Origin of the sequence: Micromonospora sp. WMMD558, assembly GCF_049315255.1 — a bacterium.
GTDB lineage: Bacteria > Actinomycetota > Actinomycetes > Mycobacteriales > Micromonosporaceae > Micromonospora.
Window position 1 is genome coordinate 1507852 of sequence record NZ_CP186061.1, and the last position, 21838, is coordinate 1529689.

The 21838-nt window shown below is 72.3% G+C and carries 21 protein-coding genes; 6 read left to right on the forward strand and 15 right to left on the reverse strand.

Going from position 1 to position 21838, the window contains the following annotated elements:
• Positions 1-229: 229 nt before the first annotated feature.
• From ACN26Y_RS07330 to ACN26Y_RS07365, 8 genes are all read right to left on the reverse strand, one after another.
• Positions 230-2836 carry an ATP-binding protein gene (locus ACN26Y_RS07330; protein ID WP_422734508.1) on the reverse strand — a complete coding sequence of 869 codons (2607 nt, stop codon included), beginning with the start codon at positions 2834-2836 and terminating at the stop codon, positions 230-232.
• 138 nt (positions 2837-2974) lie between these two features.
• Positions 2975-4129, reverse strand: coding sequence for an acyl-CoA dehydrogenase family protein (locus ACN26Y_RS07335; RefSeq protein WP_155329551.1), 1155 nt, complete (start codon positions 4127-4129; stop codon positions 2975-2977).
• A 95-nt stretch (positions 4130-4224) separates the two neighbouring features.
• Positions 4225-5757 carry an acyl-CoA carboxylase subunit beta gene (locus ACN26Y_RS07340; RefSeq protein WP_155329552.1) on the reverse strand — a complete coding sequence of 511 codons (1533 nt, stop codon included), beginning with the start codon at positions 5755-5757 and terminating at the stop codon, positions 4225-4227.
• A gap of 130 nt (positions 5758-5887) precedes the next feature.
• On the reverse strand, positions 5888-6799 hold the full coding sequence (locus tag ACN26Y_RS07345; protein WP_422734509.1) for a hydroxymethylglutaryl-CoA lyase: 912 nt from the start codon (positions 6797-6799) through the stop codon (positions 5888-5890).
• A gap of 156 nt (positions 6800-6955) precedes the next feature.
• A complete protein-coding gene (locus ACN26Y_RS07350) occupies positions 6956-8323 on the reverse strand; it encodes an acetyl-CoA carboxylase biotin carboxylase subunit (RefSeq protein WP_155329553.1) in 1368 nt (455 codons plus the stop codon).
• 102 nt (positions 8324-8425) lie between these two features.
• Positions 8426-9049: a TetR/AcrR family transcriptional regulator gene (locus tag ACN26Y_RS07355; RefSeq protein ID WP_155329554.1), complete on the reverse strand. Its 624-nt coding sequence runs from the start codon at positions 9047-9049 to the stop codon at positions 8426-8428.
• Between the two features lie 26 nt (positions 9050-9075).
• Positions 9076-9666, reverse strand: a complete 591-nt coding sequence (locus ACN26Y_RS07360; protein WP_422734510.1) for a VanZ family protein — start codon at positions 9664-9666, stop codon at positions 9076-9078.
• Between the two features lie 9 nt (positions 9667-9675).
• Entirely contained in the window at positions 9676-10893 is a 1218-nt protein-coding gene (locus ACN26Y_RS07365) for an FAD-dependent oxidoreductase (protein ID WP_155329556.1), read from the reverse strand.
• 109 nt (positions 10894-11002) lie between these two features.
• Between ACN26Y_RS07365 and ACN26Y_RS07370 the strand changes: the two genes are divergently transcribed.
• Positions 11003-11578, forward strand: coding sequence for a TetR family transcriptional regulator (locus ACN26Y_RS07370; protein WP_196255801.1), 576 nt, complete (start codon positions 11003-11005; stop codon positions 11576-11578).
• 74 nt (positions 11579-11652) lie between these two features.
• Here ACN26Y_RS07370 and ACN26Y_RS07375 read toward each other — a convergent pair whose 3' ends face one another.
• Positions 11653-12555, reverse strand: coding sequence for a sulfurtransferase (locus ACN26Y_RS07375; protein WP_422734511.1), 903 nt, complete (start codon positions 12553-12555; stop codon positions 11653-11655).
• Between the two features lie 114 nt (positions 12556-12669).
• Between ACN26Y_RS07375 and ACN26Y_RS07380 the strand changes: the two genes are divergently transcribed.
• Positions 12670-13188 carry an RNA polymerase sigma factor gene (locus tag ACN26Y_RS07380; RefSeq protein ID WP_155329559.1) on the forward strand — a complete coding sequence of 173 codons (519 nt, stop codon included), beginning with the start codon at positions 12670-12672 and terminating at the stop codon, positions 13186-13188.
• Positions 13181-14452: a WD40/YVTN/BNR-like repeat-containing protein gene (locus ACN26Y_RS07385; RefSeq protein ID WP_422734512.1), complete on the forward strand. Its 1272-nt coding sequence runs from the start codon at positions 13181-13183 to the stop codon at positions 14450-14452. Before ACN26Y_RS07380 ends, ACN26Y_RS07385 begins: the two co-directional genes overlap by 8 nt.
• A gap of 41 nt (positions 14453-14493) precedes the next feature.
• Here the strand turns inward: ACN26Y_RS07385 and ACN26Y_RS07390 are convergent, their stop codons facing one another.
• Together ACN26Y_RS07390 and ACN26Y_RS07395 are read right to left on the reverse strand one after the other, a co-directional pair.
• Positions 14494-15261, reverse strand: a complete 768-nt coding sequence (locus tag ACN26Y_RS07390) for an SGNH/GDSL hydrolase family protein (RefSeq protein ID WP_155329561.1) — start codon at positions 15259-15261, stop codon at positions 14494-14496.
• Between the two features lie 132 nt (positions 15262-15393).
• Complete coding sequence (locus ACN26Y_RS07395) at positions 15394-15732, reverse strand: hypothetical protein (RefSeq protein WP_155329562.1); 339 nt, start codon at positions 15730-15732, stop codon at positions 15394-15396.
• A 159-nt stretch (positions 15733-15891) separates the two neighbouring features.
• Here ACN26Y_RS07395 and ACN26Y_RS07400 point away from each other — a divergent pair, with 159 nt between their 5' ends.
• Together ACN26Y_RS07400 and ACN26Y_RS07405 are read left to right on the forward strand one after the other, a co-directional pair.
• Entirely contained in the window at positions 15892-16695 is an 804-nt protein-coding gene (locus tag ACN26Y_RS07400) for a helix-turn-helix domain-containing protein (RefSeq protein ID WP_155329563.1), read from the forward strand.
• Positions 16686-16868 carry a DUF397 domain-containing protein gene (locus tag ACN26Y_RS07405; RefSeq protein ID WP_155329564.1) on the forward strand — a complete coding sequence of 61 codons (183 nt, stop codon included), beginning with the start codon at positions 16686-16688 and terminating at the stop codon, positions 16866-16868. The genes ACN26Y_RS07400 and ACN26Y_RS07405 overlap by 10 nt, the downstream gene beginning before the upstream one ends.
• Positions 16869-17012: 144 nt before the next feature.
• Here ACN26Y_RS07405 and ACN26Y_RS07410 read toward each other — a convergent pair whose 3' ends face one another.
• Together ACN26Y_RS07410 and ACN26Y_RS07415 are read right to left on the reverse strand one after the other, a co-directional pair.
• Positions 17013-18065: a DUF7507 domain-containing protein gene (locus tag ACN26Y_RS07410; RefSeq protein ID WP_155329565.1), complete on the reverse strand. Its 1053-nt coding sequence runs from the start codon at positions 18063-18065 to the stop codon at positions 17013-17015.
• Between the two features lie 262 nt (positions 18066-18327).
• A complete protein-coding gene (locus ACN26Y_RS07415; protein WP_366601016.1) occupies positions 18328-18951 on the reverse strand; it encodes a TetR/AcrR family transcriptional regulator in 624 nt (207 codons plus the stop codon).
• Positions 18952-19085: 134 nt separating this feature from the next.
• Between ACN26Y_RS07415 and ACN26Y_RS07420 the strand changes: the two genes are divergently transcribed.
• Positions 19086-20114 carry an aldo/keto reductase gene (locus ACN26Y_RS07420; protein ID WP_155329567.1) on the forward strand — a complete coding sequence of 343 codons (1029 nt, stop codon included), beginning with the start codon at positions 19086-19088 and terminating at the stop codon, positions 20112-20114.
• Between the two features lie 75 nt (positions 20115-20189).
• Here ACN26Y_RS07420 and ACN26Y_RS07425 read toward each other — a convergent pair whose 3' ends face one another.
• Together ACN26Y_RS07425 and ACN26Y_RS07430 are read right to left on the reverse strand one after the other, a co-directional pair.
• Entirely contained in the window at positions 20190-21293 is a 1104-nt protein-coding gene (locus ACN26Y_RS07425; RefSeq protein WP_155329568.1) for a WD40 repeat domain-containing protein, read from the reverse strand.
• Positions 21290-21820: a SigE family RNA polymerase sigma factor gene (locus tag ACN26Y_RS07430; protein ID WP_155329569.1), complete on the reverse strand. Its 531-nt coding sequence runs from the start codon at positions 21818-21820 to the stop codon at positions 21290-21292. Before ACN26Y_RS07430 ends, ACN26Y_RS07425 begins: the two co-directional genes overlap by 4 nt.
• Positions 21821-21838: the final 18 nt, after the last annotated feature.

Sequence of the window (21838 nt, forward strand, 5' to 3'; positions counted from 1 at the left end):
CTGCCGGCCACCGGCAGAAAGACCGGCAGAACTGCCGTACACCCGGGCGATAGGCCATCAAACCGGGCAGGACGGTACACGCGTGATGGCTAATCTTCGTGCAGCGGGGACGCACCGGGGGGAAACGGCGCGAGCGATGAGCAAGGGGTAGCAAGAGGGGGCTCTGTCGCTCGCGCCACCCCCGGTCCCCGTCCCCGCGCCCCGGTCCCGGTCCCACGGTTCCGGGGCACTACTTCGCCCGGGCCGCCGCGAGGGCGTACAGCAACTGCTCCTCGTGCGGCAGCAGTCGCACACCGCTGTTGCGGCAGACCTCGTCCAGCCGGTCCAGCGTGGCCGGGTCCGCCGTGCTGGCCGCCAGCCCCACCAGCGCCTCCACCAGGTCACGACGGTCCTGGCCGTCGGCGGCGGCCTCGGCCGCGGCGGCGAACCACTCGGCCGCCAGCTCCCGGTCACCCCGGTGCAGCGCCAGATTGCCCTCGATCAAGGCGCAGATGCCGTCCGCCGGACCGGTGACCGTCCCCGGCCCCGCGGCCGCCCGCCCCGGCCCACCGGCCGGCCCGTACGTCGCACCCGGACCGGTCCCGGCCACGCCCGCCGGCCGCAGCTGGGCCAGCACCTCCGCAGCCTCCGCCGTCCGCCCGTCCTGGGCCAACGCCAACCCGACCGTGCCCAGCACCCGGCGGCGGTGGCCGGGGTCACCCAGGCCGGTCAACGCCGACAGCGTCCGCCGGCCCCGGTCGACCGCGTCGGCGTACCGGCCCTCCAGGCGGGCCACCTCGGCGAGGTTCGCCTGCGCGAGCACCCGCAGCCGCTGCTCACCGGACTGCGTGGCCAGCCGGTCGACCGCGGCCAGCCGCCGTCGGGCGGCCACGAGATCACCCACCCGGATGCCGTGCCAGGCGAGGTTGTTCTGCGCCACCGCCATGTCCCGCGTCCGCCCGTGCCGGGTGGCGAGCGCCAGCACCGCCTCGGCCTGCTCCCGCGCCTCGTCGTGACCGCCGGTGCCGATCAGCAGCGCGCACAGGACCGTCCGCGCCTCCAACTCGCCGGTGACGTCGCCCGCCTCGCGGAAAGCGGCCAGCGCCGCCCGGGCCGACGGCATCTCCTCGCCCCCGGCGCCGTGCTCGGCGGCCAGCCGGGCCACCCCCAGGGACGCCCACGCCCGCAGCACCGGGTCGGCGTCGGCGGTACGCGGATCGGCGAGCAGCCGCCGCAGCCACCGCCGGCCGGCGACGTCCCGGCCCCGGAAGCGCCACCACCGGGACAGCCCGGCGGCCAGCCGCAGTGCGGTCACCGGGTCGTCGACGGCGGCGTGCGCCAACGCGGAACTGATGTCACCGCTCACCTCGTCGAGCCGGTGCACCGCCGCCGTCAGGCGGACGCCGACCAGTTCCGGCGCCGTACGGGTCACCAGCCGGGCCATCGCGCGGGCGTGGCGCCGGCGCACGCAGGAGAGTTCCCCCGCGCCGGCGGCCTGCTCGGCGGCGAAGTCCCGCACGGCGTCGAGCAGCCGGAACCGGAACGGCCCGCTGCCGCGTACGCTCAGCAGCCCCAGTTGGAGCAGCCGGTCCAGCAGCGGGACCGGATCCGGGACGACTCCCGCCGGATCAACGTCATCGGCGAGCACCTCCTCGGCCAGCTCGATGGACCAGCGGTTGCCGAAGACGGCGAGCCGCCGCAGGGCGGCCTGCTCCTCCGGCGCGAGCAGCAGGTAGCTGGTCGCCACGGCGTCCCGGAGCGTCTCGGCCACGGCCGGGTCGGTGGCGTTCCAGCCCGGCCGCTCGGCCGCCCCGGAGGAGGTCGCCAGGTCCAGGACGCGGTCGCCGTACCGGTCGAGCAGTTCGTTGAGGTCGAGGACGCGGCCCCGCGCCGCCATCAGCTCGATGGCCAGGGGCAGCCCACCGAGGCGGCGGACCAGCCGTGCCATCGCCGGCAGCTCGGCCGGCGTCGGCGGGTCGGGGCGCACCTGGGCGAGGCGGGCGGCGAACAGCGCGACCGCCGGGTAGCCGGTGAGCGCGTCGGGCCCGGCATGGTCCCGGCCGGGCGGCGGGACGTCCAGCGGAGCGACCGGGCGGACCCGCTCGCCGCGCAACCCGACCGGGTGCCGGCCGGTGACCAGCACCCGCAGCGACGGCACCGCGACCGCGAGCCGGCGCACGGTCTCCGCGACCGGGTCGGGGGCCCGCTCCACCGCGTCCATGAGGAGCAGCGCCGGCCGGCCGGCGAGGCGTACGGCCAGGTCGGGGAGGCGGGCCACCTCGAAGACCGCGATCGAGGCGGCGAGCACGTCGGCCGCGTCCGAGCCCTCCCCGATCAGCACCCCGGCCACGCCGCCCGGGTGCCGCCCGGCCACCGCGTGGGCGACCGCCAGGGCCAGTGCGGTCTTGCCGACCCCGGCCAGCCCGACCAGGCTGACCAGCCGGGGCGCCGGCTCGTCGGTGAGCATCTTGACCAGCTCGGCCACGTCGCGTTCCCGGCCGATCAGCTCGGCGGCGGGTGGCAGCGCGACCGGTGCGGCTGCGCCGGTGTCGTCGTGGCGGGCCGGTGGCGGCTCGGCCGTGGCCGACCGGGGAGCCGGCACCGGGCGGGCCGCGGCGAGGAACGCCGAGCGGGCCGGCTCGGCCAGCCCGAGCGCGGTGGCGAGCAGCTCGACCGTCGTGCGTTGCGGTCGAAGGGAGCGGCCGCGCTCCAGCTCACGAACGGTGCGTACGCCGATGCCGGCCCGGGACGCCAACTCGGCCTGGGTGAGGCCGGCGGCGAGCCGGTGTCCGCGGAGCAGGTCGGGCAGCCCGGTGAGGCCGCCCGGTCTCGGCGAACGATCATGCTCCGGGGTCATGGGCAGGAAGGGTACGGACGACGTCCGACCGCCGACAGCGGATCGTCGTCCTGCCGACCCCCCGCTGCGGATATCCGACAGCAACGCCGGCGCGCAAGGTGGCCCGACCACCGGAAAGGCCGGGCCCGGTGGTGTCCGTCACATGCCGAGATCACGCGCGATGATCATGCGCTGCACCTCGGACGTACCCTCGCCGATCTCCAGGATCTTGGAGTCCCGCCAGAACCGGGCCACCGGGTACTCGTTCATGAAGCCGTAGCCACCGTGGATCTGCGTCGCCTCGCGGGCGTTGTCGACGGCGATGGTGCTGGCGTGCAACTTGGCGATCGCGGCCTGGCGCTTGAACGGCTCCCCGGCGAGCATCCGGGCCGCGGCGTCGTAGTACGCCAGCCGGGCCGTGTGCGCCTTCATCTCCATGTCGGCGATCTTGAACTGGATCGCCTGGTAGTTGCCGATCGGCCGGCCGAAGGCGTGACGCTCCTTCGCGTACCTGACGGACTCGTCGACGCAGCCCTGGGCGAGACCGACGGCGAGCGCGGCGATCGCGATCCGGCCCTCGTCGAGGATCCGCAGGAACTGGGCGAAGCCACGGCCGCGCTCACCGAGCAGGTTGGCCGCCGGCACCCGGCAGTCGTCGAAGGTCAGCTCGTGGGTGTCCGAGGCGGTCCAGCCGACCTTGGAGTAGCCGGGCGCGACGGTGAAACCGGGCGTCCCGGACGGCACGATGATCGTGGACAGCTCCTTCGAGCCGTCCGGGTTCGTGCCGGTGACCGCGGTGACGGTGACCAGGACTGTGATGTCGGTGCCCGAGTTGGTGATGAACGCCTTCGAGCCGTTGATGACCCACTCGTTCGTCGTCTCGTCCAGCACCGCCCGCGTCTGGGTGCCGCCGGCGTCCGAGCCGAAGCCCGGCTCGGTCAGGCCGAAGGCGGCCAGCGCCTCACCGCTGCACAGCTTCGGCAGCCACTGCGCCTGCTGCTCCGGAGTACCAAATCTGAAGATCGGCATCGCGCCGAGCGAGACCGCCGCCTCCAGGGTGATCGCCATGCTGGAGTCGACCCGCGCCAACTCCTCCAGGGCCAGGCAGAGCGCGAAGTAGTCGCCGCCCATGCCGCCGTGCTCCTCCGGGAAGGGCAGCCCGAACAGGCCCATCTTCCCCATCTGGCGGACCACCTCGTACGGGAAGGTGTGCTGCTCGTAGTGCTCGGCGATGACCGGCGCGACCACCTCGCGGGCGAAGTCCCGCACGCTCTGCCGCAGCGCCTCGTGCTCGTCGGTGAGCCGGAAGTCCATGGGTTCCTCCTGGTGTGGAAGGGCCGCCGGGCGCTCGTGACGCCGGGACGGGTCGGTGCGGTGGCGGGCCGCCGCCGGCCGGGTGGGCGGCGGACTCAGACCGGGGTGACGCCGTGCCGGCGCCGGGAGAAGTGCCGCTCCTTGCCGCGGGCGGCGGTGAATCGCCGGATCAGCTCGGCGCGCAGTTCGTGCGGCTCGACGATCGCGTCGACCACCAGTTCGCTGGCGAGGCGGACGATGTCGATGTCCCGCTCGTACTCCTCGCGCTTCGCGGCCACGAACGCGGCCCGCTCGGCCTCGTCCCCGATCGCCGCGATCTTGTTGGCGTAGACGGCGTTGACCGCCGCCTCGGCGCCCATCACCGCGATCTTCGCGGTGGGCAGGGCGATCGTGGCGTCCGGCTCGAAGCCGGGGCCGGCCATCGCGTAGAGGCCCGCGCCGTACGCCTTGCGGACCACGACGCAGATCTTGGGTACGGTCGCCTCGGAGATCGCGGTGATCATCTTGGCGCCGTGCCGGATGATGCCCTGCTTCTCCACCGCGCTGCCGACCATGAACCCGGGCACGTCGGAGAGGAACAGCAGCGGGACGTTGAACGCGTCGCAGAGCTGCACGAACCGGGTCGCCTTGTCGGCCGAGTCGACGAAGAGCACGCCGCCCTTGAACATCGAGTTGTTGCCGACGACGCCGACGACCTCGCCGTCCAGCCGGCCGAAGCCGATGGTCAGTTCCTTGGCCCACAGTGCCTGGATCTCGAAGAAGCTGCCCTCGTCGAGCAGGCCCTTCGCGTACCGCCGCATGTCGAACGCCTGCCGCTCGCTCGCCGGTACCAGCGCGGCCAGGTCGGCCTTCTCCGGCGCTTCCTCGGCGGGGGCGGTGGGCGGCTGCTGGGTCCAGTTCGCCGGCAGGTACGACAGGTAGCGCTTGACCACGTCGAGCGCCTCGGCCTCGGTCTTGCAGAGGAAGTGCCCCACGCCGGACTCGGCGCAGTGCACCTTGGCGCCGCCCATCGCCTCCAGGGTGGTCTTCTCGCCGGTCACCATCTCGACCATGCGGTCGGAGCCCAGGTACATGCTGGCGTTGCCGTCGACCATGGCGACCACGTCGCAGAACGCCGGGATGTACGCCCCGCCCGCCGCGCTCGGCCCGAACAGCGCGCAGACCTGGGGGATCGAGCCGGAGGCGCGGACCTGGTTCCAGAAGATCTTCCCGGCGCCCCGGCGGCCGGGGAACAGCTCGACCTGGTCGGTGATCCGGGCGCCGGCCGAGTCGACCAGGTACACCATCGGCACGCCGGTGGTGTACGCCCGCTCGATGATCCGGATGATCTTCTCGACGGTCCGGGCGCCCCAGCTCCCGGCCTTGACCGTGGAGTCGTTCGCCATCAGGCAGACGGGCCGGCCGTCGATGGTGGCGGTGCCGGTGACGACACCGTCGGCGGGCAGGCCCTCGGCCAGCGCGTTGGCGTACAGGCCGTCCTCGACGAACGAGCCCGCGTCGACCAGGAGCGCGACCCGCTCCCGGGCGAAGAGCTTGCCCTTGGCGGCGTTGGCCGCGTGGTACTTGTCCGCACCGCCGGCCTTGGCGCGCTTGCGCAGCTGCTCCAGTGCCTCACCGTCGAGCGTCACAGCGCTCCCCCTTGCCCGCCGCGCACGCGCCTCGTGAGCGCGCCATCCGACCTGAACGATCGTTAGGTTAGCGCACTGGCGACCACCTCGGCACCCCACGGCACCCCTTGGGGTCAGGCTGGGTGGGGGGTCAGGCTGGTTTTGGGGTCAGGCGGGTGCGGGGGCCGGCGCGGAGGACGCCGGACGGGAGACGCTTTCCGGTCAGCTCCTCGGCGAGTTCGGCGACCTCGATCAGGGCGTCCAGGTCGATCCCCGTGTCGATGCCCATGTCGTGCAGCATGTGCACCGCCTCCTCGGTGGCGAGGTTGCCGCTGGCCCCCGGCGCGTACGGGCAGCCACCCAGGCCGCCGACGCTGGCGTCGAACTCGGTGACACCCAGTTCGAGGGCGGTCAGCAGGTTCGCCAGGGCGGTGCCCCGGGTGTTGTGGAAGTGCAGCAGCACCGGGATGTGGGCGTTCCGGTCGCGTACCGCCGTCAGCAGCTCACGAACCCGGCGCGGCGTTCCCATGCCGGTGGTGTCACCGAAGGCCACCCGGTCGGCGCCGTCGCGGACCACCCGGTCCACGATGCCCGCCACGCGGGCGGGGTCGACGTCCCCCTCGTACGGGCAGCCGAAGCTCGTCGCGATGATGACCTCGGCCCGCGCACCGGCACCGTGCAGCAGGTCGATCAGCTCCGCGATGTCGTCCAGCGACTCCTCGGTGGACCGGTTGACGTTGCGCCGGTTGTGCGTGTCGCTCGCCGAGACGACCACCTCGATCTCGGTGAAGCCGGCGGCCAGGGCGCGCTGCGCGCCCCGCGTGTTCGGCACCAGCGCCGAGTAGCGCACCCCGTCGACCTTGGCGGCCCGCTGCCACACCTCGTCGGCGTCGGCCATCTGCGGGATCGCCTTCGGATGCACGAAGGACACCGCCTCGATCCGCCTGACCCCGGTCCGCGACAGCGCGTCGAGCAGCCGCACCTTCGCGTCGGTCGGGATGGGCTCCTCGTTCTGCAACCCGTCCCGCGGCCCGACCTCCCGGACGGACACGAAATCCGGCATCCCCGCCATAAGCGATCACCCCACTGTGACACCACCGGCCCTGACACCACCAGCATGTCATCCCACCGACCCGCCAGTGTTGATCATGAAGTTAGCGGGGACAAATCAGGCGTACGAACCCGCTAACCTCATGATCGACGCAGAGAAGCCCCGGGGTCAGCGCATGCGGGACACGATGCCGGTGTCGTAGTCGCCGGAGCGGAACTCCTCGTTCTCCAGGAGCTCGGCGAAGAAGGGGAGATTGTTCTTCGGGCCGGACAGCTCGAACTGCGCGACCGCGGCCTTCGCGCGCTCGATCGCCTCCGCGCGGGTCGCCCCGCTCACGATGAGCTTCGCCATCAGGCTGTCGTAGAACGGGGTGACCGTGTTGCCGGCGACGTACCCGGAGTCGACCCGTACGCCCTCACCGGCCGGCTCGACCCAGGTCGTGATCGCGCCCGGGCCGGGCAGGAAGCGCTTCGGGTCCTCGGCGTTGATCCGCAGCTCGATCGCGTGGCCGCGCGGCGTGAGCGCGTCCGGGTCGAAGGTCGGCGCCAGGCCGGCCGCCACCCGCAACTGCTCCTCGACCAGGTCGACGCCGTAGACCAGCTCGGTCACCGGGTGCTCGACCTGGAGGCGCGTGTTCATCTCCAGGAAGAAGAACTCGTCGGCGGCGGGACCGTCCACCGCGAGGTCCCGCTGGCGCGGGACCAGCAGGCACTCGACCGTGCCCGCGTTGCGGTACCCGACCGCCTCACCGGCGCGCACCGCCGCGGCCAGGAAGCGCGAGCGCAGCTCCGGCGACACCGCCGGGGACGGCGACTCCTCGACCAGCTTCTGGTTGCGCCGCTGCACCGAGCACTCGCGCTCGCCCAGGGCCACCACCCGGCCGTCGGCCAGGCCGAGGATCTGCACCTCGACGTGGCGCACCCGGGGGAAGTACCGCTCGATCAGGACCGAGCCGTCGCCGAACATCCGCTCGGCGAACGAGCGCACCTTGTCGTACTCGGTGCGCAGCGCGGCCTCGTCGACGGCCACGCCCATGCCCATGCCGCCACCGCCGGCCGCGGCCTTGACCATCACCGGGTAGCCGATCTCCGCCGCCGCGGCGACCGCCGCGTCCAGGTCGGCCGCCGGGTCGGTGGTGCCCGGGGCGACCGGCACCCCGGCCGCCGCCATCAGGTTCCGGGCGTTGATCTTGTCGCCCATCGCGGTGATCGCGTCCGCGCCGGGCCCGACCCAGATCAGGCCGCTCGCCTCGACGGTACGGGCGAACTCGGCGTTCTCGGAGAGGAAGCCGTAGCCGGGGTGGATCGCCTGCGCGCCGGTGGACTTGGCGGCGGCGAGGATCGCCTCGGTGTGGCGGTAGCTCTGGGCCGGATTGGCCGGACCCACGCAGACCGCCTCGTCCGCCTCGGTCACGAACGGCAGGCCGGCGTCGACCTCCGAGTGCACCGCGATCGCGCGAACCCCGAGCCGCTTGGCGGTACGGATGATCCGGCGGGCGATCTCGCCCCGATTGGCGACCAGCAGCGACTCGATCATGTCTCCTCCAGCGTCCCAGGCTTAACGAAGGTTAAGGAAACCACGCCGCCCCGGTTACTGACGAGTCGCTTGAGTGCGGACGTCACGCCACCGCGCGAGCGCTCAGTGCGCGGTGGGGGCGAGCAGGGCGGCCAGCGTCGCGCCGCGCAGCAACTCGGCCCGGCGCTGCCGGTCCACCTCGCCGCCGAGGAACGGGGTGGAGTTCATCAGGCCGAACGCCGCGTGGGCGAGCACGCGCGCCTCACCGTCGGGCATGCCCGGGTGCAGCGCGGTCAGCACGGTCACCCACTCCTCCACGTACAGGCGCTGGAGCCGGCGGATCCGGCGGCGCGGCTCGTCGGGCAGCCGGTCCAGCTCGTGCAGGTGCAGGGCGATCACGGCCGGGTTGGCCAGCGCGAAGTCGACGTGGAAGTCGATCAACGACTCGAGCGCGCCGCGCGGGTCGTCCGGGTGGCCGGCGGACCGCTCCCGACCACCGGCGAGCAGCCCCTCGCTGACCGGGATCAGCGCGGCGACGAGCATCGCCTCCTTGCCGGCGAAGTGGTGGTAGAGCGCCGGACCGGTGACCCCGGCGGCCGCGCCGATGTCGTCCATCGAGACGCCGTGGTAGCCGCGGGCGGCGAAGAGCCCGACCGCGATCTCCAGGATCTCGTCCTTGCGGGACCGGCGCCGGCCCGAACCCGTGCCGCCGTTCGTCGCGCCCCGCGCCTGCTGCTCCACCGTCACCGGGCAAGCGTAGACCGCGCGCCGCCTCAGGTGGAGGCGTGGTTACCGGCCGGTTGCTCACATCCGGCCGGCACGGCGGCACCCGTGGCGACCGTACGGCGGGCGGCCCACCACGGCCGCGAGAGCAGCCCGGCCAGCGCCGCCCCGGCCGCATTGAGCAGCACGTCGTCGACCGAGGTGACCCGGCCGAGGTCGAGGGTGTACTGCGCCGACTCGACCAGCACCGAGCAGGCGGCGCCCAGCAGGAAGAGCCGGCCGGCGCCGGCCAGCGCGGGTACGCGTACCGGGGCGAAGAAGCCCAACGCGGCGAAGACCAGCAGGTTGCCGACCACCTGGACCACGACGGTGGCCGGGGCTGCGGTGAGCAGGTCGGCCAGGTCGCGCAGGGGCACCAGGTCGAGCCCGCGGGGCGCGTCGCGCGGGGTGAGGATCATCCAGACCCAGGGGAGGGTGCCGGCCACCGCGCCGACCTCGGCGACGCTGCGCCCCCACGCCTCACCGCGCGTCGGAGCGTCCCGCCGGAGCCGGGCGAGCACGGCGACGAACGCCACCACCACCGGCAGGCCGATCGCCGTGGCGGTCAGGACGGCACCCCAGTCCCGCCACACCTGCCCCATCGGCGCAGCCTACTGCGTGTCCCCCGGATCTCGTGCCGGCGAGACGCGGCCCCGGCCCGGGCTCCGGGACCCGCCCGCCGGGCGGTGGGCGAGGCCGGAGAGGCGCAGGGCGATCCGGCGGCGGGCCGAAGGCAGCGCGGAGAGCAGGCGCAGCAGCAGGTTGCGGGCCGGGCGGGCGGCGGGCGGCAGGGTGGCCAGCCGGGTCAGCCCGGCGGCGAAGGAGACCACGTCCTCGGCCATCGGGCGGCGCCGGGCCGCGTAGCCGTCGAGCAGCGTGTCGGGGCCGCCGGCCAGCACGTCGGCGAGGGTGCCGCCGAGGTCGACCGCGTCGACGACGCCCAGGTTCATCCCCTGCCCGCCGGCGGGGCTGTGCACGTGCCCGGCGTCACCGGCGAGGAGCACCGGACCGGCCCGGAAGGAGTCGGCGATCCGCTCGTGCAGGCGGAACCGGGACGACCAGAGCACCTCCGTCACCCGGTCCGGGCGGCGGGCCGGGCCGCGCTCGTCGAGCAGGCCCTGGAGGTACCCCACGTCGGCGTCGGCCGGTGCCTCCGGGACGGCGGCGACGAGCCGGACCACCCCACCGGGCAGCGGCGCCCAGATCAGCGGGCCGGACCGGGCGAGGAAGAGTGTCGCCCGGTCGCGTGGCAGCGCGCTGGACACCCGGACGTCGGCGAGCACGAACGACTCCGTCCCGTGGTCCGGGCCGGGGAAGCCGATGCCCGCCAGATCGCGGACCGTGCTGTGCATGCCGTCCGCCGCGACGACGTACCGGGCGCGGACCGTCGCACCGCCGGCGAAGGTGGCGACCGCGCCGGGCCCGCCGAGGTCGAGGCCGGTCATCTCGTACGGCCGCAGCACGGGCACGCCGGCGGCGGCGAGCAGCGTGGTCAGCACCTCCTCGGTCACCGCCTGGGAGACCATCAGCGCGTACGGGTGCCGGGACGGCAGGTCGCCGAACGGCACGTGGAGCAGCACCCGGTCGCGGTCCTGGACGGTGAACTCCGGCGCCCGCGCCCCGCGTGCCACGAGCGGGGCGCCGGCGCCGATCCGGTCCAGCTCCTCCAGGGTGTACGCGTGCACGACGGCCGCCCGCGAGGTCACCGGCGGCTCGGCCAGCCGGTCGACCACGGTCACCGGCACCCCGCGCCGGGCCAGCGTGAGCGCGGCGGTCAGCCCGGTGGGCCCGGCCCCCACCACCAGCACGTCCGTCTCGGTCGGCAGCATCCGGCACCTCCGCGATCATCAATGCCAACGCATGTTGGCAAACATGTGTAGGCAACGTTAGGTCACCTCACACTGGCGTGTCAACAAGTGTTGGCATACGGTCGTGGGCATGACCGAGGCAGCGCCTACCCGCCCCCGCCGCTCCGACGCCACCCGGGCCGCGATCCTGCGGTCCGCCCGGGCCCGCTTCGCCGCCGACGGGTACGACCGGGCCACCATCCGGGCCATCGCCGCCGACGCGCGCATCGACCCGTCGATGGTGATGCGGTACTACGGCAGCAAGGAGGGGCTGTTCGCGGCGGCGGCCGAGTTCGACCTGCGCCTGCCCGACCTGACGCGGGTGCCGCCCGACCGGTTCGGCGAGGCGCTGGTGCGCCACTTCCTCGACCGCTGGGAGGGCGACGAGACCCTCGCGGCGCTGCTGCGGGCGGCGAGCGCCAACCCGGGCGCGGCCGAGCGGATCCGCGGCATCTTCGCCGACCAGCTCACCGAGGCCGTCGCCACGTTCGGCGCCGGCCCGGAGACCACCGCCCGCCGGGCCGGCCTGGTGGCCAGCCAGATCCTCGGCCTCGCGTTCACCCGCTACATCGTCCGGCTGCCACCCGTGGTCGAGATGGACCGGGCGGAGGTGGTGGCGTGGGTGGGACCGACCATCCAGCGCTACCTTCGGGGCCGGCCTGGCTGACCACCCAACCTTGCAGAAAGGAAGGGCCCCCTGTTAACGCCTGGCGTTGTACAGGGGACCCTTCTTAACGCCGGTCAGCTCGCCAGGCCGCCGGGCTGGTCGCCCTTCACGACGGGGGCCCGGACCAGGTTGCCCCACTCGGTCCACGAGCCGTCGTAGTTGCGGACCTGCCGGTAACCGAGCAGGTGTCGCAGCACGAACCAGGTGTGGCTGGACCGCTCGCCGATCCGGCAGTACGCGACGATGTCGTCGTCCGCGTCCAACCCGAGCTGGTCGGCGTAGATCGCCCGCAGTTCGTCGGGCGACTTGAAGGTGCCGTCGTCGTTCGCCGCCGACTTCCACGGCTTGTTCACCGCGCCGGGGATGTGCCCGCCGCGCAGCGCGCCCTCCTGCGGGTAGTCGGGCATGTGCAGCATCTCGCCGGTGTACTCACCCGGCGACCGCACGTCGACCAGCGGCCGGCCGGCGGCGATGTGCGCCATGACCTGCTCGCGGTACGCCCGGATCGGCGCGTCGTCCCGCTGCGGAACGGGGTACTCCGCCCGCGGGCGGGTCGGCTTGTAGCGGGTCACCTCGCGCCCTTCGGCGATCCACTTCTGCCGGCCCCCGTCCAGCAGCCGCACGTCCGGGTGGCCGAAGAGCGAGAAGACCCAGAGGGCGTACGCGGCCCACCAGTTGAAGTTGTCGCCGTAGAAGACCACGGTGTCATCGCGGCCGATGCCCTTGGCCGCGCACAGCTCGGCGAAGCCCTTGGCGTCCAGGTAGTCGCGGGTCACCTGGTCGTTCAGCTCCAGGTGCCAGTCGACCTTGATGGCACCGGGGATGTGACCGGTGTCGTAGAGCAGCACGTCCTCGTCGCACTCGATGACGACGAGCCCCTCGTCGCCCAGGTGCTCCGCCAGCCACCCGGTGGTGACCAGCTTCTGCGGGTCCGCGTACGACCGGAGTCGGGGATCAGGATCGCTCGGCACAGACATGATCCCCAAGGTACGCCGATTCCCACCTTGCCGACCCGCCATCGGAAATCGGGTGCAGCGGATGCGACGTGTGACGCGTGACAGTGGCGAGACCCGCCGACACCGAGGACCGACATGACTGAAGGGCCACGCTCCGGGGCCGCCCCACCGCCGGTGGACTTCACCGAGTTCTACCAGGCGCACTTCCACCGCGTTGCGGTGCAGCTCTACGCGTACCTCGGTGACCACGCGGAGGCGCAGGACCTCACGCAGGAGGCGTTCTGCCGGACGCTGGAGCGCTGGGACCGGGTCGGCGAGTACGACGATCCGTCGGCCTTCGTGCGCCGGGTGGCCTGGAACCTCGCCACCAGCCGGCTGCGCCGGGTCCGCACCCAACTCCGTCACCTTGCCCGGCAGCGGGAGGAGCACGTGGCCGGGCCCGGGCCGGACCGGGTGGTGCTGATGGCGGCGCTCGCCACCCTGCCGGCCAACCAGCGGCGGGCGGTCGTCCTGCATCACCTCGCCCACCTCACCGTCGCCGAGATCGCCGACCAGGTGGGTGTGCCGGAGGGGACCGTCAAGTCGTGGCTGTCGCGGGGCCGGACGGCAATGGCCCGCCACCTCACCGAGCGGGAGGAGGCCCACCGTGCGTGAGCAGAACCTCGATGAGCTGTTCGCCGAGTTCGAGGCGCAGGCTCTGCCGACCTTCCGGCCGCCCGGCGTACCCGACGCTCAACGCCGGCTGCGCGAGCGACAGCGCCGCCGGCGCGGTCTGCTGGCCGGTGTCGTGACGCTGCTCCTGGCCGGCCCCGCGGGGGCGTACGCGGTCGCTGGCCGGAACGGGGACGAGGTCTCACCCGTCCCGACCCCCAGCCCGTCGGTGTCCCCGTCGCCCGACGACAACCCCGTCCAGCGGCGGGTGGCACTGCCCGGGGTGGCCGGTGAGCTGCGGCAGCTGCGGTTCGCCGATGCCCGGCACGGCTGGGCGTTCTTCGACACCTGCAACGCGGCGGACTCCGGGGCCGGCGGCTGCGAGCGGGCGCTCGGCCGTACGACGGATGGTGGCGCCACCTGGCGGGAGGTGGCGCTGCCGGTGGGCGGCGCCGAGCCGAGCGGTCCGGCAGCCGTGAGCCTGCTGCCGGTGGACAACCAACGGCTGGTCATCTACTTCGAGTACGGCTACCTGGTCACCACGGACGGCGGTGCGTCGTTCACCCAGCACCCCGCCGGCAATCCGCCCACCACCGCCCAGCTCGCCCTGGCGACCCGCAGTGGATTTGTGATCCGCTGTCCCGGCGATCCCGGGACACCCCGCTGCCCGCGGCAGGAGCTGGCCCGGGTCGGTGCGGGCGGCGCGCCCACCCAACCCCCGGTGACCCTGAGCGCGGACACCGCCCGACACCTCGTCGAGGGTGGCGACGGCCGGCTGTGGCTGGCCGTCGGCGACGGGAACCGGCTGACCGTCGTGGTCAGCGCCGACAGGGCGACCAGCTGGCGGAAGCTCCCGGCAGTGAGCGGGGCCAACCGCCTGCTGGTCTCCCCGGACGGCGCCGACGTCTGGCTGGTCAGCGTCAACGACCACCAGTCGGCGTTCGACGTCACCGACTGGAATCGGGTGTGGCGGCTGGTCGGTGACAGCTGGCAGGAGGGTCCAGGGCTGCCCGACGACACGTTCTCGGTCGCCGCAGCCAACGGTGGGCTGTTGCCGGTCAGCAGCGCCTACGGTGGCGGCGGCTACGTGCGCGACGGCAGGTACACGCCCATACCCGAGCTCGGCGGCTCGGCGCGGGCGGACGGTAGCGACGCCCCGACCGTGGAGGTGCTGGCCGACGACACGATCGTGCTGACCGGCCCGACGGCGACCTTCCTCGGGGTCGGCTCCGGCCCCATCCGGGCCTGGACCCGGCTGACCCCGTGACCCCGGGCGGGGGACGGGTGGGCGGGGCCGGGTCGCGGGGGTCAGTCAGTCACGGGGGCCAGCGTCGGGCGCTTCGCCGTCACCGTGTCGCCGGAGCTGCGGCCGGTGAGGCGGCGCTTGAGCCAGGGGGCCAGGTGCCGGGCGGCCCAGCGGAGGTCGTCGGTGCGGGCGGTCAGCCACGGCTTCGGCAGGGGGCGCTCGGGGACCAGCAGCCACTCCTCGTCGCAGCCCACCCCGAGCGCGGTGAGCACCTGCGCGGCCACCCGCCGGTGCCCGGCCGACGACAGGTGCAGCCGGTCGGTGCTCCACAGCAACGGGTTCAGGTACGTGTCGTCGGCGTACAGGTCGACCAGGATGGCACCGTGCCGCTCGGCGGTCTCGCCGACCGCCCGGTTGAGCAGTTGCACCCGGGGAGCGACCAGCCGCTGCCCGGGCAGCCGGGCCATCACGTCGGCGAACCGGAACAGGATCACGTCGGCGCCGCCGGACCGGAGCTGCCCGACCACGTCGTCGAAACGCGCGAGCAGGCTGTCCGGGTCGAAGGTGCGGCGCAGCACGTCGTTGCCGCCGGCGGCGAAGCTGATCAGGTCGGGCTTCATGGCCAGCGCGGTGGGCACCTGCTCGTCCACCACCCGGGGGAAGAGTCGGCCGCGGATGGCGAGGTTCGCGTACCGGAAGTCCGCGCCGGCCTCGACGGCGAGCCGGGTGGCGACCAGGTCGGCCCAGCCCCGGTAGGTGCCGTCCGGGTAGGAGTCGTCCATCCCCTCGGTGAAGCTGTCCCCGACCGCGACGAAACTGCGCCAGCCCACCCGTGCTCCCTCCGGTCGTAAGGAAGGGCCCCTTGCTAACGCCTCCGGTAGAGGAAGGGCCCCTTCTTAACAGCGGTAGTTTCGCACCGCAGGCGACGGCCGGTGTCGACCGGCACCGGAACGTGGCGGACGTCATCGCGGCGGCGGGTCGACGGCCGGCCGGCGGTAGGGACCCCACGCCACGAAGCGCTCGAACAGCTCCCGCGGCGTAGGGCCGTCGTGCGGGTTCAGCCGGAACAGGTCGTGCGTCGCCTCGTGGTACAGGCCGGACAGGTAGATCGCCAGGTCGACCGGGTGGTCGCCGTACTCGATCCTGAGCAGCAGCCGGGCCTCCGCGCACGGCCACGGTGCCCCGCACGCCCGGCACACCCACAGCGGGCGGATCGGCAGGTGGGGCGTGCGGTCCGCCGGATAGGCGCGGGGCCGGTCCGGGTGCGGCCCCAGCCGGGGTACGGGCAGACCACCACTCATCACCACTCCTTTGTCTGCCAGGGCGAAACTCGTCGCGTGACAGTGTGGTGAGGACGCGACTACGGTCGGAAGGCATCGACGGTCGGTGTGGCGAGGTCCGGGCGGCGGGGTCGCCCGGCGGGACCGTTCCTGAGACGTCTGGGAGATCGTGGAGGAGCTGTGGAAGCTGAGCCGACCTCGGAGCTGATCCGGACCCAACTGCGGCGGCTACGGGTCAACGCCGAGCTGAGTCAGGAGGAGTTCGGGAAGCTGGTCCACTACTCGGGTTCGCAGGTGTCGGCCTTGGAGCTGGGCCAGCGACCGCTGGACCGGCTGTTCCTCAAGCGGGCCGACGAGGTGCTGAACACCGGAGGTCTACTGACGTCCCTGCTGAAGATGGCCGAGCGCGCCGGCCAACCGAGCTGGTTCCGCCCCTGGCTGGAGGCTGAGCGGGACGCCCGGCAACTCCGCTGCTACCACCCGACGCTGATTCCCGGCCTACTTCAGACCGAGAACTACGGCCGCACGGTAATCCGGGCGGACGGCATGCTGAGCGACGGTGAGGTGGAGAAGCGGCTGGCGGTCCGGATGGATCGACAGTCCATCCTCGACCAACCGCAGCCGCCCCAGCTCGTCGCGGTGCTCGAAGAGAGCGTGCTCCGCCGGGCCGACGAGAGCTTCCGGGGCCTGATGATCCAGCAGATCGCGCACCTGCTCGACTGCGCCGAACGCCCGCAGGTGAGCGTGCACGTCATACCGACCGAGATCAGTTCCCACGTCGGCCTGGCGGGACCGTTCACCCTCGCGCGGAGTGAGGACGGCGGTTGGGTCGGCTACCTGGAGCACCAGCTCGGCGGCACATCGATCGACAAAGATGAAGACGTGTCTATCCTGCTGGCGAGGTGGGAGAGCGTCCGCAGCGAGGCTCTGCCCCACCGCCAGTCGGTCGAACTGATGAAGGAAGTGATGACGTCATGGAGTTGACCGGCGCGACCTGGCGCAAGTCCAGCCGCAGCGGCAACAGCGAGTGCGTCGAGGTGGCCGACAATCTGCCCGGCGTCGTGGGCGTCCGGGACAGCAAGGACCCGGCCGGCCCGGTCCTCACCTTCACCCCGCAGACCTGGCGCACCTTCATCGCCCGCGCCAAGCGCCTCTGATTCGCCGGCGGCGTGAGCGAGAACGCCGTCGTTGACATCGTCTGCATGCTCGATGAGCTGGCCGAACCGCCGATGGCGAGACCGACCGACCAGCGACGACGGGCTCCGGGGCCGGCACGGCCCTGGAGCCCGTCGTCCTCTGTGTCAGCCCCGGAAGAGCGACGGCCGGCGCAGCCGGCTGGCTCCGAGGAGCAGGCCGCCGGCGGCCAGCAGGCCTCCACCCAGGGAAAGGGCGCCGATGGTCTCGTCACCGGTAACCGGCAGTTCCTTGTCGTCCTTGTCATCGTCCTTGTCGTCGTGCTTCCGGTGGTCGAACTTGCCGTGCCGGATGCAGACGGTGACGGTGGCCGGGTCGGAGACGATCTTCTCGTCGTAGAACCTGCCGGTCGCACGGGCGGTGTTGACCACCTTGCCGTGCTTGACGTCGGACCAGGTCACCACGTACGGCTTGACGGCGTGGCAGTCGGTGCTCGTGCCCCGTGCCAGCGTGGTGGTCCGGCACTTCACGGGTCCGGCCTTCGGGTCGTACACGGCGACATCGGAGATGGTGACGTTGCCGGTGTTGGTCACCCGGTAGGTGTAGAAGATCTTGTCACCCTTGGCCGCGTAGCCGTCGTTCTCGCACTTCTTACGGCAGTCCGAGTCGACCCGGGCCTTCTTGTCGATCGACAGGCTGGCCTGAACCGGCTTCTTGGGCTTGGTGGTGACGGTGAAGGTCGCCTCGTTGGACCGCACCTTCTCCTCGCAGAACCACCCGATCGCGTGCGCGGTATTGACAATCTTGCCGTGCTTCACGTCCTCCTCGGTGACGGTGTAGGTGCCCGTGCAGGTGGTGCTGTATCCCGGCTTGAGCGAGGTGTCCTCGCAGGTGATCCCGGTGACCGTGTCGTCCTTGATCCTGATGTGTGTGATCGGTTCGTCTTTCCTGCCGGTGCTTTCGTTCTTCACCGTGTACGTGTAGGTGACCTCCTGCCCCGCCTTCACGTTCTTGTCGGGGCTGCCGGATTTGGTCAGCTTCAGCCTCGGGCTTGCCTCGTCGGCGGCGGCCGGCGAGGCGCCGGCGAACAGCAGGGCGCCGGCCAGCAGCGCGAAGGCAGCCACCAGCGTAGAGACACTCGCCAATCTGCGTGGCGCTGAGGTACTGCTCATGTAATCCCCCGTGTCGTCGTGTTTGACATCGGAGACAACGAGCAGCAAAGAGGGTGGGCCGCGCGAATCCGGCCGAATTCGCCCGGTTGGTCGACTCTTGACGGAATCGGGGCACGCCGTCCGAGATGCTGCGGTAAGGACGCCAGTCCCGCCTATAAAAACGGCGACGCCTTACCCGACAGATCAAATAGGTCGAACATGGCGAAACAGGCATAAAGTGCCACGAAATGCGCACCGGTACCGACCGACCTCGCAATCACCTCGCCCCTGCTGCTCACCGACCCGAGCCGGTAGGAACGCGAGCCGGGGTTCACGCGGGTCGGCGATAGACGCCGTACCACCAGGTCGCCGCTAGTTCGCGCGCTGCCGCGGCGTCGCCGGAGCCGTCGTCGACCGCGATGTGATGGGCGAGGAACCGGTCCCCGCCGACGACGATCAGCCGGCTTGCCTCGACGGCGTCCAGGTCCCTCGGAACCTGGCCGCGCTCCTGCTCAGCCAGGATCAGCTGTGCAGCGTTACGGGTGAACCGGTCGAGTCGGGCATTCCAGAACTCGCGCACCCTCGGGTCGTACGCGGACAGCTCGCTGATCGCGGCCAGCACCGTCGCACGGTCCCGGTAGATCCGGATCACCTGGCGGAAGGTTTCGACCAGCTTGTCCAGACCGTCGCCGGCCCCGGGCTGCCAGGCGGCCGAGATGTCGAAGGACGCCGCGCTGATCGATTCGGCGAGTCGCATCAGCAGCTCGGTCTTGTCCGCGAAATGCACGTAGAAGGTCGACCGGGCGACGCCCGCCTCCGCGGCGATGCGCTGCACGCCCAGTTCGGTGAAGCTCACGCCCTCGGCGAGCAGTCGCTCGGTGGTGGCCAGGATCCGGGCTTCCACCGAGAGCCGGCGGTCCGCACCGCCGGACGGTCGCCGAGTGATGGATGGCATACGCAGATGGTAGGCGGGGAACTCGTCGGCCCGGCCACCAGCGGCTACGCTTGCCGGACACACTGTCCGACATATCGTCCGACAAGCTGTCCGACGACGAACGGCCAGGTCGGATCCGCAGGAAGGAAGCTGACGTGAAGTACCGACTCCTCGGCAACACCGGCGTGTGGATCTCCGAGATCTCGCTCGGGGCGATGACCTTCGGCGGCTCGGGCGATCCGATCTACGGCGCGCTCGGTGGGCTCGGCCGCGACGAGACCGACCGGATGGTGGCCGCGGCGTTGGACGCCGGCGTCAACCTCATCGACACCGCCGACGTCTACAGCAACGGCGAGAGCGAGGAACTGCTCGGTCACGCGCTGCGCCACCGGCGGGACGACGTGGTGCTGGCCACCAAGGTGCACTCCCCGACCGGCCCTGGTCCGAACGACGCCGGCTGGTCCCGACTGCACGTCATGCAGGCGCTGGAGGCGAGCCTTCGCCGACTGGGTACCGACCACATCGACCTCTACCAGCTGCACAACTTTGACCAGTTCACTCCGTTCGAGGAAGTGCTGGCCGCCCTCGACGACGCCGTACGCCAGGGCAAGGTCCGCTACATCGGCGCCGCGAACCTCGCCGCCTGGCAGGTCAGCAAGGCGCTGGGCGTGTCCGCCGCGCGGAACCTGAACCGGTTCGTGTCGCTGCAGTCCTATTACTCGCTGGTGGGCCGGGATGCCGAACGCGACCTGGTGCCGATGGCCCAGGTTGAGGGTGTGGGCCTGTTCGTCTGGAGCCCGCTGGCCGGCGGCTTCCTGTCCGGAAAGATCAGCCGGGAGGGCGCGACCGGCGAGACCCGCCGAGCCGCCCCGGGCTACCCGGACTTCCCGCCCATCGACCGGGAGCGCGGCCACGACGTGGTCGACGTGCTGCGGGCGGTGGCGGCACGGCACGACGTGAGCCCGGCCCGGATCGCGATCGCCTGGTTGCTGGCGCAGCCGGCGGTCACCAGTGTCACCGTGGGAGCCCGGAGGATCGACCAGCTCACCGACAACATCGGCGCGAGCGGCCTGGTGCTCACCGCGCAGGACCTGAGCGAACTGGACGAGGTCAGCAAGCTGCCGCCGGCGTACCCGAACTGGATCCAGGAGATGTTCGCCGGCGCTCGCCGCCCCAACGGCTGACGAGGCCCGGACGTGCCGGAGCCGTCGCGCCCCGTGACGCGACGGCTCCGGGCTCGGGCCTGGGATCGTCCTGATTCAGGCTGCGTACGCCAGCAGCGTCAGGTCACCGAGCGCGGCCGGTTCGGTAACCGTGCCGAGCGGCTTGAACGTGCTGTCCAGGACGCTGATGCCGGTCGCCCGCCGGACGAGCACCTTGTTGTCGGCGGTGAACATGATGCTCCGGATGCCGTCCCCGCCCGGCAGGTCGACCTCCTTGCCGGTGGTCGTGTCGACCACGGCGAAGCTGCCGTCCTCCCGGGAGACGTCGGTGCCGATCCAGCCGACCGCGACGTACCGGCCGTCCATCGACACGCTGCGGGCCTCCCAACCGCCCCACTTGGCGGCATCGTCCGCCGGCGGGGTGTAGTTGTAGTTGCGGTGGACGCCCGGGCCGTCCACGAAGGGCTGACCGTCCGTGCTCTCCGCCGCCAGGTAGCGGCCGTCGGCCGACCATCGGCGCAGGATCGGATCGAGCGGGCCGAGGACGACCTTCCCGGTACGCACGTCGTACTGCACGGACTCGCGCGTCGGCTGCCTACCGACCATCAGCAGATCACCGCCCTGCCACACCAGCGCGGTGGGGCCGAAGCAGTTGATGTCGGCCGCCAAGTTCCGCTTGTTCGAACCGTCGATGCCGGCGGTCACCAGGGTGCCGAGCCCCCGGTCCCGGTCCGTGGCCACCACCCAGGCGAGACGCCGACCATCCGGGGAGATCGTGATGCTGTTCCGGGTGCACGGGTCGTTGTCCGAGTACGGCACGCGGGCGAGCACGGTGTCGGTCGCACCGCGGACGGCGTGAACGCGGGCCTCACCGTCGGTCATGCCCAGGTAGTAACGGGTCCCTGCGAGGACCGCCGGCTCGGCGGACGTCGCTGCGGTCGGCGACGGGTCGGCCGGCGACGGCGTGACGATGACGGACGGGCTGTCGGCCGGGATCGGAGCCGGGGCGTCTCCGCGCGGGATCAGCGCGAACGCCGTGCCGGTGGCCGCGCCGACCATCACGAAGGCCGCGGCGGACGTGGCGATCGCGCGCTGGATGCCGAGCCGGCGGGAGGTACGCAGGGCGCGGTCGCGCAGGTCGACCGGGGTGACCTCCTCGGCCAGGTCGGCGAGGTCGATCCGGAGACGGTCGTGGTTCATCGGGCGCTCCCTTCCGGGACGTACAGCTCGGCGAGCTCGGGTGCGACGGCGCGCAACTTGGCCAGGGCCTTCGAGGTCTGGCTCTTCACGGTGCCGACGGTGACGCCGAGCAGGTCGGCGGCCTCGGCTTCGGTGCGGTCCTCGAAGAACCGCAGGACCAGCACGGCGCGCTGCTTGGCGGACAGCCGGGCCAGCGCGGCTCGCAGGGTGAGCCGCAGGGTGGTCTGCTGCGCGTGGTCGGCGGCCGAGTCGCCTCCGCGTGGCTCGGGCAGATCACCCGGCATCGACTCGGCCACCTTGCGACGCCGCCACCAGGAGACCTGAAGGTGGTACATGGTCTTGCGGGTGTACGCCTCGGCGTTCCCGCTGTGGTGCAGCCGGTTCCACGACCGGTGGGTCCGGGCCAGCGCCGACTGGACGAGATCCTCGGCCAGGTGCTGGTCACCGGTCAGAAGGTAGGCCGAACGCAGCAGCGCTGGCGTGCGCGTCCGGACGAACGAGTCGAACTCACTCAGCTGAGGGTCCACACGGGCCGATCCTTGGGG

Excerpts from the sequence above, each read along its gene's own strand:
- ACN26Y_RS07335 (WP_155329551.1), bottom strand. The coding sequence starts at position 4,129 with ATGGACTTCCGGCTCACCGACGAGCACGAGGCGCTGCGGCAGAGCGTG.
- ACN26Y_RS07395 (WP_155329562.1), bottom strand. The coding sequence starts at position 15,732 with ATGAGTGGTGGTCTGCCCGTACCCCGGCTGGGGCCGCACCCGGACCGG.
- ACN26Y_RS07345 (WP_422734509.1), bottom strand. The coding sequence starts at position 6,799 with ATGCCGGATTTCGTGTCCGTCCGGGAGGTCGGGCCGCGGGACGGGTTG.
- ACN26Y_RS07425 (WP_155329568.1), bottom strand. The coding sequence starts at position 21,293 with ATGAACCACGACCGTCTCCGGATCGACCTCGCCGACCTGGCCGAGGAG.
- ACN26Y_RS07375 (WP_422734511.1), bottom strand. The coding sequence starts at position 12,555 with ATGTCTGTGCCGAGCGATCCTGATCCCCGACTCCGGTCGTACGCGGAC.
- ACN26Y_RS07370 (WP_196255801.1), top strand. The coding sequence starts at position 11,003 with ATGACCGAGGCAGCGCCTACCCGCCCCCGCCGCTCCGACGCCACCCGG.
- ACN26Y_RS07380 (WP_155329559.1), top strand. The coding sequence starts at position 12,670 with ATGACTGAAGGGCCACGCTCCGGGGCCGCCCCACCGCCGGTGGACTTC.
- ACN26Y_RS07360 (WP_422734510.1), bottom strand. The coding sequence starts at position 9,666 with ATGGGGCAGGTGTGGCGGGACTGGGGTGCCGTCCTGACCGCCACGGCG.
- ACN26Y_RS07330 (WP_422734508.1), bottom strand. The coding sequence starts at position 2,836 with ATGACCCCGGAGCATGATCGTTCGCCGAGACCGGGCGGCCTCACCGGG.
- ACN26Y_RS07415 (WP_366601016.1), bottom strand. The coding sequence starts at position 18,951 with ATGCCATCCATCACTCGGCGACCGTCCGGCGGTGCGGACCGCCGGCTC.
- ACN26Y_RS07350 (WP_155329553.1), bottom strand. The coding sequence starts at position 8,323 with ATGATCGAGTCGCTGCTGGTCGCCAATCGGGGCGAGATCGCCCGCCGG.
- ACN26Y_RS07405 (WP_155329564.1), top strand. The coding sequence starts at position 16,686 with ATGGAGTTGACCGGCGCGACCTGGCGCAAGTCCAGCCGCAGCGGCAAC.
- ACN26Y_RS07365 (WP_155329556.1), bottom strand. The coding sequence starts at position 10,893 with ATGCTGCCGACCGAGACGGACGTGCTGGTGGTGGGGGCCGGGCCCACC.